Origin of the sequence: Clostridium sp. CAG:43, from assembly GCF_000434655.1 — a bacterium.
Taxonomy (GTDB): Bacteria; Bacillota; Clostridia; order Lachnospirales; family Lachnospiraceae; genus Otoolea; species Otoolea fessa.
In genome coordinates this window covers 37455-45916 of record NZ_FR895113.1, presented here as the reverse complement: position 1 = coordinate 45916, position 8462 = coordinate 37455, and the positions used below count along the sequence as shown (strand labels likewise).

The window sequence follows — 8462 nt, the reverse complement described above, 5'->3', positions numbered from 1 at the left end:
ACACTATCTTTTTCCCGCACCACATACCGATACTCCCTCTTCGCCCCAGCCGAAATTCCCATCGCCACAACCATCACTGCGATAGCGGCGGCAGCTACAGAGACTTTCACAATCGATTTCAACCGGCGTGGTTTGCGAACTTCTTCGTGCAGTTTGACAATGTTCTCGCTGGATGATTCTTTTTCACTTTCCGGGCTTGTTCCCACCTCCGCTTCTAACTTTGCCATCAACCTCTCAAAGCCGTCTTCTGGTTCTGGAGGTATGTCGCTGTCTTTTACTTCCGTCTGTGCAAGGATAAAATCCTTCAACAGCTGATCTTCGCTGACTCCAAACGCTTCCTGCAGCAGGCGCTCTGCATCTTCTCCAGCTTTTTTCCCGCGCCAGCTTCTGCTCACTTTTTATCCCTCCTATCTGTCCTCCCTCTAACTTTTAGGTTGACTTTTCTTTTTTTCCGTTTACTATACTAAATGTAACCCTTTGCGGGTATGATAAAGCATAAAAACAGTTGTTTTCAGGTTATGGTTGTCCCCTCACACCGTAACCAGCGGCTGATGTGTGGAGGAAACTACTATGAAAAAAATCATTCTGACCGGCGGTGGTACTGCAGGTCATGTTACACCGAATCTCGCCCTGCTTCCGGCACTGCGCGAGGAAGACTTTGAGATTCACTATATTGGTTCTTATAACGGCATTGAGCGCCGCCTGATCGAGGCAGCCAGCATCCCTTACGATGGAATCTCATCTGGAAAACTGCGCCGTTATTTTGACCTTAAGAATTTTTCAGATCCGCTTCGCGTTCTGAAAGGATACTTTGAGGCTCGCAAGCTTATGAAAAAATACAAACCGGATATCGTCTTTTCTAAAGGCGGTTTTGTCGCTGTTCCGGTCGTTCTGGCTGCCAAGCATTATAAAGTGCCTGTCATCATCCATGAATCCGATATGACCCCAGGACTGGCAAATAAAATCTGTATTCCAGCCGCTTCCAAGGTATGCTGCAACTTTCCGGAAACCCTTAAATATCTTCCGGAAGATAAGGCGGTTCTGACCGGTTCCCCGATCCGTGAAGAGCTTCTGCATGGAGATCGTCTGGCGGGACTCCAGTACGCCCATCTTTCTGCCGATCGCCCAGTAATTCTGATCATCGGCGGAAGTCTCGGCTCCGTCACGGTCAATCAGGCTGTCCGCGGCATTCTTCCGCAGCTTCTGAAAACCTATCAGGTAATACATATCTGCGGAAAAGGCAATCTGGATGAGTCTCTCATCGGCACCGAAGGATATGTTCAGTATGAGTATGTGGATAAACCACTCCGCCATCTCTTTGCAGCGGCAGATCTGATCATCTCCCGCGCGGGCGCAAATTCCATCTGCGAAATTCTGGCACTCCGCAAACCGAACATTTTGATCCCTCTGTCGGCTGCTGCCAGCCGCGGCGACCAGATCTTAAATGCCAACTCCTTTGCAAAACAGGGATTCAGCACCGTTCTGGAAGAAGAAGTTTTAACCGCAGATACTCTCAGCCAGGCAATCGAAGAGACCTATAAAAATCGCCAGCAGTTCATTGATAAAATGTCTGAAAGCCACTTAAACAATGCTGTCAAAACCATCATGGGGCTGATTCATGATTGCACACGCAGTTAGTAGCATTGCTACGTTTGTATAGTACAAGACTAAAACACTGAATATGTAAGCTTATCATCACATCGGACAGATTCGAAACGGCTCTGCTTCGATGTGATTTTTAAATATCAAACAGCTTTTCCCTCAACACGCGCTTCTGCAATTCTGCTTTTGCCCTGTAAAGACGTGTACAGCATACCGTTGATTTGATTTTCAAAACCGCACAGGCTTCTTCCGCCGTCAAGCCCTCCAGAACACGGAGAATCAAAACATCCCGCCAGTCCTTCTTCATAGATTTGACAATCTTCCATACGTTCCAATAGATATCCCTATCGATAACCTCCTGATCCAGAAGCTGAATTCCTATCTCCCCTTCCAAAAGAAGGTTCATAATCTCTTCTTCCGCATCCGGATCTTCCAGATGCAGCATCTCGCGGCGCCGCATCTGCCTCCGATTATCGATCCACTTGCTCCGTAAAATGCGGATCAGTAAAACCAACTTTACTTTATGATCCAGATCTAACGAATAGCGCTTGTAATATTCAATGAAAGCTTCATGCACCATATCCTCAATGTCATCGTACCCTACTCCAATTCTATACGCATATTTCTTCAGTGGTACCAGGTACTCTCTGTAAAGCGCTTCAAAAAGCGCCATTTTTTCATTCTCATGGTGCATATCCAAACTCCTATCGCGTCAGTTCTTCGCGGATGGAGCTACTAATTTCTGCCAGCTCTTCCGGCGTTGCTTTTCCTGGCGCCCATGTCACCATATCCGGTCCATTTTCATATCTCGGAATAATGTGTACATGGAAATGAAAAACTGTCTGTCCTGCGGATATGCCATTGTTCTGAACCACATTGAACCCCGTGCAGCCCAGTGCTTTCTTCATCGCCGCACCAATCTTTCCAGCTAATGGAAGAGCTTTTGCCGCAATCGCCGGATCCAGCTCACATAAATCTTTGAAATGCTGCTTCGGCAGAATCAGCGCATGTCCCTTCGATGCCGGTCCTAAATCCAGAATCACACGAAAATCTTCATCTTCATAAACCGTTGAGGATGGAATCTCTCCGCCAGCGATCTTACAAAAAATACATTCTTTGTCTGTCATGTCGGTTTCTCCTTCTCTCTATGCTTCTCCATTCACTGGAAAAGCGGTATTTTCTTTTGTCACTTGGCTTGAAACTTCCATGTCAAGTGCCTTTATTATAGCATATCCCCAGGGCTTGTTCTATGTAAATTTGCAGAAACGCGAAATTGATGTACTTGCAAAATAATTCACATCAATTTCGTGTTTTTGGTTATTATTTCATATTTTCAGATAATTTATCGGTGTTCCCAAAATTTATATCCGACATCCGCCAAATAAATGGAATCCCCATTCCCCAAACTGACTGTTTCATTTGCCTGAAGCGGATAGCCATTGACCGATGTTCCATTGGTTGAATTGAGATCTGTCAGAATGTATACGCCCTCCTTCTGATCGATCCGCGCATGAAGACGGCTGACGGTCGGACGGTCAATACATGCGTCCGACAGCCCCGGATGTTTTCCAAGTGTAAATGGAATATAGGAAATCTGAATCACTGTTCCTCCGGCTTCCACCGGCTCTAAGCGCACCGTTCCTTCCCCATTCTTTGAGGCAGACAGAAGCGTAGTTCCCGCTTCTCTCGCCCGCTCTATCTGTGCTTCTTCTTCTCTTCGAAGTTCCTGCCGATAAGCTTCTTCACTCTCCGGATAGACCTGCCAGCGGTTTTCAGGCGTTGTCTGCTGCCAGTCTTGATATGATAGAGTCCCTTCTATCCCAGACCGTTCTTTCTTTTTCTGGATCACTTTTCTCTCACCATTCCGCACACGACTGCTTTTTCCACCTCGTCCAGCTTCATCCGCCTGATCCACTTCCGTGCTTTCCTCTCTATCCTCTCCCTGACTTCGATTTTTCTTCCTGCCACCATATACCTGCCATTTTCTGCGGGCTGCCAACGTCTCCCTCAAAAACACGATTCCCCCGATGCCGCCGCTGATTGCATACAGCCATACATCCATTTCTCCCGTCACGTACCAATACACAATGCCAGCTGCCACCGCGCTTCCAAGTACCTTTATCCACCTGTTCTGCCATTGTCCCTTTTGTTTTCCACCTGCCCTTTCAGACTTTTCCCCCACTTCATCTGAGTTCTCTACCGACTCCAGGTTCTTTTTCATCGTTTTCTCCTGATACAACGCTTCCTGCCTATATTTCCAATCCTTCCTGGCTGGCGTTTGAGTGTCAGAAGCCATTTTCCCAGATCCAGATTCCAACGTATCCCTCCGATTTTGCTCCGCTTCAAGCCACTCCTGCCGATCCGCCCACACTCCCGCCGTCTCAGGATCCCTCTCATCCTCGTTTCGTTTTTCTGCCGAAAAGATCCGATCTTCCCCCGAAAGCTGGCGCAGCAGATCTGCCGTTCCGTAATTCTCCCGCAGACTAATTTGGTACAGATTATAAGCTAATACAACAGCCTCCCGATCCTGATGATCCGCACGTTCCAGAAGATACCCCAGCAGTTTTGAGAGCGCCTGCGGCGCCTCTTCCCGATGCCCCGGAACCAGACATAATTCCACAGTAAAATGATCGGGTTCCAGATACAGATATTCCGGATCCAGCAAAAGCTGTTCCTCTTTTAACAGGTACTCTTCCACCCGCTTCAGAACCGCCAGCACACCAAGCAGAATCGACCGGAGTTCTTGTCCCGACAAGGTCCGTTTTTCTAACACCCGTCTAAGCGGCTGTCTCGACGTTATCTCATAATAATATTCTCTCGCCTCCTCCGTCTGGCGGACCCGGAACTTCAAAAGCCCTTCGATGGCATTCGCCGACAGCATCTGTACCGCATAGCCCGTTTCTTCCTCCGGCGCTTCGATTATCATATAATTATGATTCATTTCCCGGCTATACCGAATCTCCATCCCGTATCCTCCATCACTCTGCATTTTCCAACACTGTCAGCAAACGGATCGCCCGCTCCGGCTCCTGTCCGCGCAGGGATATCTCCGTCTCTGTACTGCTCTTTACCCTTCCGTCCAAGTCTCCCCCATCTTCCCGGATCGTCAAAACTGCATCCCCGCACCGGAAGAATCCACGCAGGCGCTGTCCAGCTCCGCTGCTTATCTCCCCCACAGTCATTCCATCTCCCCGCAACGTTTTTTCCTCCCGATACAGGCACCGTTCCATCGCCTCCTGCAGGACAAAACGCCCCGTAATCCTGCCATGCACCTCAAACACCCCATTTAACAGTGCCGCGATAAAAAAGAATGCAACCGCCATCACAAACGAGGCTTCCACCGTATAACTGGCAGAAACCTCCCGCTTCATCCAAGAGATGCTATCAGCATCCAAATCCATACCGGAAGCACACACGGCAGAAATGGCAGCTTCTTTTTCCGCATTTTCTCCCATAGACCATTCCCCTTTCCGCCAAGCAGTGCCGTAAGCATCCAGACACCTCCTGCCAGACTGCTCACAAATACAGCTCCCATCAAAAGTTCAAGCGTCCGCCATCCCCCCAGATAGCACCCAGTGATCAGAAAAAAGCAGCCATCTCCCAGTCCGACCGCACCTTTCGTCTGCCGCTCCATCCAGAACAAAAAAATCCCCGGCAGCATTCCCAAAAGCCATATCGTTATCTGCAACGCACCTTTTTTCCAATCCCATCCATCTTTTATAACCGACAGCACACACCGTATCATTGTAAGCGCCATTCCTGCCGTTCCAAATCCATATAGCCAGCTTACGCGTATCCGTTTTCTATGAAGATCCTGACAGGAAAAAACCATCAGAAAAAGGGAAAAAACAACCGCACAGAGGAAACATACTGCACTTTCCAAATCCATCCGCGTAAATCCCATGAACCTTATCCCTGCACTGTTTTCCATCACTCCGCCCTCTCACCCCTCCTTGATTCTTTCCGCCATCCGCACCTATCCACTTCCACAGTATGAACACACACCCATATATTCCACCTCTGATCGCCGCACCTTCTGCACATAATATGCCAATGACGAACAGTCCTGCTTTCCATGGTAAACCTCGCCGGACGGAAGAATATACACCAGACCTCCCGCCGACACCGTCTTTCCACAGTATCTGCAAGCCTTATAACGGCATCCCCCGCTATTTCTAAGCACCCCCGAAATTACATCTGCATACGCAGCCGCGGTGATCTGATTCGATATATAATGGCACGAAGGCGAGAGATGGTAGCGCGTACTGTCCCGCCCCACATAGACCCATTTTCCCTCCGGTTCTGAACCGTTTTTCTCTGAGAAATACCCGCCTTCCGCCCCAATCCATCCCCGCTTCCGGCTCCGGGAAGTAAGCGTCACATGGTCAAGCGCAAATACCGAGAACGGCAGCCGCACCTGATAGGAGGCGCACAGGTCAATCCATTCTCCATCTTCCGATACGCGGCTGGCGCCACACTGGATATTGGACACTTTGTTCCCGCCCGCTGTCTGAATCTTCTCCTTTAAATATCCCTGCAGGATAAGCCCGGACGGAAGTTCTGACCAGCCCCCCGTTCCCTTTTCTCCTGCCTCTGCCGCTTTTCCCGCCTCCAGTTCTGCCGGATGCACCGTATGGGATGTCCGATACACCTGCCATCCCAGTTCCCGCCCCGTCACTTCCAGCACCGTCTGCACCTTTCTCTGAGTATCTAGTATTTCCATCGGAACTGACAGGAGAATCACCGTAAACATAAACAATGTCAGACTAAGCGCCGCCTCAATCGTCAGGCTCGCACACAGGGAAGCAGAGGACAATGCCCTTTTCCAGGGTCGTTTTGTTACTTGGGCTCTATGCCGCCGAAGGACGGGTATCCCGACCGCACAGATACTTTCATTTATTCGTTTTGTTAGGTTAGTTGTCATCATCTTTTTTACTGGCTTTCTTTATGTACTTGGAGAGGCACATTCACTTGCATCATCTCCTGAAAAAGGACACTGTCCTCCACTCCCCTGTAATTGTGTTTAATATTCCTTCTGGGACGTTCTACGAAGCGGTATCAACGTTCCCTGTGCCGCATAGGACACACTTACTCCATACTGGCACTGATCCATCCGAAATCCCGGCTCTTTTTCTGAAATGCGGTTCTGAATCATATCCATCATCCGGTAACAGAAACGGCTCTTTCCCTGTATCAGGAAAAAGAGTTTCAGCCAGTCCTGGTAGTCCAGCCCTCTGTCGTCTGTCCCGTTTTTCAATGAAGGATCCGTCCCCGTTTCCAGAAAGATGGACGCGCCCTTTTCCGTCAGAGCAGAAAGCGAAATCTGCCACTCCCCCGGCTGTTTGAAAAAAGGAATTTTTCCGCCCGCCAGCAGAACCTTCACATCTGCCACCGACTCTGCAAACGCCCAGACTGTCATGATAAAGAAGGATGCCGCCGCCGTGATCGGTGTGATTCCCGCCAGCCCCGTGATTGCCAGCGCCAATGCTTCCGCCTCCGACCGTTTTTCAGAATCCGCATATAAAGCTGCCAGATTCACCGCCTCGCGCACAGCCAGAAGTTCATTGACGGTGCGTTTTAAATTTTCCCGCTCCGACGCATTTCCCTGTAAAAGATATTCCTGCTCATAATGGACACTTCCCGTCTTTTCCTGCCCGAACCGGGTAAAAAAATGCGCCGCATACGCATCTAAAAGAGCCCGTTCAAGCCCCGCCGTCCAGACATCCCCAGCTGTCCCCCGCTTTCCGCTCTCTCCGCCTGCATACAATGCCGACGGAAATGCCGCGGTCGAAATCCAGTTTTCTGAAATCACAGTTCCCGCCGGCACACAAAGACTCAGCAGATCCGTCCCCGACAGGCGGCTGACTGCTTCCAGCACATTCATTTTTTTCTTGTCTCGGACTGCCGGAACCCGGAAACGTCCATCCTTCTGAAAACCCGCTGTGATCGTCAGAACCGGCGCCCACAGCGCTTCCTCGTCCAGCTCATCGTCCTCATCGTCAGGCTCCCAATCATCGATATAATCCTGTATCTCCTTCCCTTTCCGGACTGCTTCTGCAACCACCTCTTCATTTCCGTGAGCCGTCTCTTCTGTCTTTTTTACCTCCTGGCGGCGCGCTCCATCCGCATCCAAATACGAACGATACCCCCGCATCTCCTCCTGTACCATGCCCCAGGAGCCTTCTTCCAGATCCGGCTGGGCTTCCTGCGCCCCCTGCTCCGATCCCTGCAATTCTTTCGCAAGCCGGTCCGCCTGTTTTTCATACGCCGCAACCAGCCCCGGAATCTGCTTTAATTCTTTCTCTAAGCTTTCCGCCGATTGAAAGAACGAGCTTCCATCCGCCTGGCGGACCGCTGCCTCCATCTCCTCCAGATGTTTCTCCTGTTTTTGCAGGCAGGCTCCGATCGCCTCGATCGACTCTTCCAGACGCAGCACTTTTCTGCCATTTTCCTGATATCCTTCCGCAATTCCATGAACCGCCCTTGCTTCCGTCATCCGTTTTTCCATCTCAGGCAGTTCAGACTCCTCACTTTCCAGCGTCCAGACACCCACTTTCATATAATCGGTAACTTCCTTCGCAAAGAAATCCCCATTATGCCCAGTGATCGCATCCATCGCTTCGATCTGTACCTTGCCGCCGCTGACCGGATAAAAGGGCGCTGCCGCCAGATATGTTTCCATCTGCGGCTCCATCTCCGCCGCCAGGCGCTCTTTATCCGCACATTCCAGCACAAAAATCCGGTATTTATCCCAAATTTCCCGGTGATAACAGCTCATCAGCGAATCCAGTGAGGAATTGAGCGCCATCTGCATATACCAGCCGCTTCCGGCTGCCCGGGCGGACTCAAACAGCCCGCCC

Annotated in this window: 9 protein-coding genes; 1 reads left to right on the top strand and 8 read right to left on the bottom strand. The window is 50.2% G+C overall.

Translation table 11 applies throughout. The annotated features are described in order from the left end of the window. On the bottom strand, window positions 1-395 hold a 395-nt coding region (locus QVO97_RS11295), incomplete at its 3' end, for a hypothetical protein (RefSeq protein WP_369678424.1). A 175-nt stretch (window positions 396-570) separates the two neighbouring features. Between QVO97_RS11295 and QVO97_RS11290 the strand changes: the two genes are divergently transcribed. Continuing rightward, a complete protein-coding gene (locus tag QVO97_RS11290) occupies window positions 571-1638 on the top strand; it encodes an undecaprenyldiphospho-muramoylpentapeptide beta-N-acetylglucosaminyltransferase (RefSeq protein WP_022360424.1) in 1068 nt (355 codons plus the stop codon). 100 nt (window positions 1639-1738) lie between these two features. Here the strand turns inward: QVO97_RS11290 and QVO97_RS11285 are convergent, their stop codons facing one another. From QVO97_RS11285 to QVO97_RS11255, 7 genes are all read right to left on the bottom strand, one after another. Next, window positions 1739-2296: an RNA polymerase sigma factor gene (locus QVO97_RS11285; RefSeq protein ID WP_022360423.1), complete on the bottom strand. Its 558-nt coding sequence runs from the start codon at window positions 2294-2296 to the stop codon at window positions 1739-1741. A gap of 10 nt (window positions 2297-2306) precedes the next feature. Next, window positions 2307-2729, bottom strand: a complete 423-nt coding sequence (locus QVO97_RS11280; protein WP_022360422.1) for an HIT family protein — start codon at window positions 2727-2729, stop codon at window positions 2307-2309. 215 nt (window positions 2730-2944) lie between these two features. After that, window positions 2945-4567, bottom strand: coding sequence for a DUF6382 domain-containing protein (locus QVO97_RS11275; RefSeq protein ID WP_022360421.1), 1623 nt, complete (start codon window positions 4565-4567; stop codon window positions 2945-2947). Between the two features lie 13 nt (window positions 4568-4580). Next, window positions 4581-5057, bottom strand: coding sequence for a hypothetical protein (locus QVO97_RS11270; RefSeq protein WP_288189716.1), 477 nt, complete (start codon window positions 5055-5057; stop codon window positions 4581-4583). Continuing rightward, window positions 4970-5347 carry a hypothetical protein gene (locus QVO97_RS11265; protein ID WP_288189714.1) on the bottom strand — a complete coding sequence of 126 codons (378 nt, stop codon included), beginning with the start codon at window positions 5345-5347 and terminating at the stop codon, window positions 4970-4972. The genes QVO97_RS11270 and QVO97_RS11265 overlap by 88 nt, the downstream gene beginning before the upstream one ends. 231 nt (window positions 5348-5578) lie before the next feature. Next, window positions 5579-6418: a hypothetical protein gene (locus QVO97_RS11260; RefSeq protein ID WP_288189712.1), complete on the bottom strand. Its 840-nt coding sequence runs from the start codon at window positions 6416-6418 to the stop codon at window positions 5579-5581. A gap of 207 nt (window positions 6419-6625) precedes the next feature. Then, window positions 6626-8462: DUF5702 domain-containing protein (locus QVO97_RS11255; RefSeq protein WP_288189710.1), on the bottom strand; the 1837-nt coding region annotated here is incomplete at its 5' end.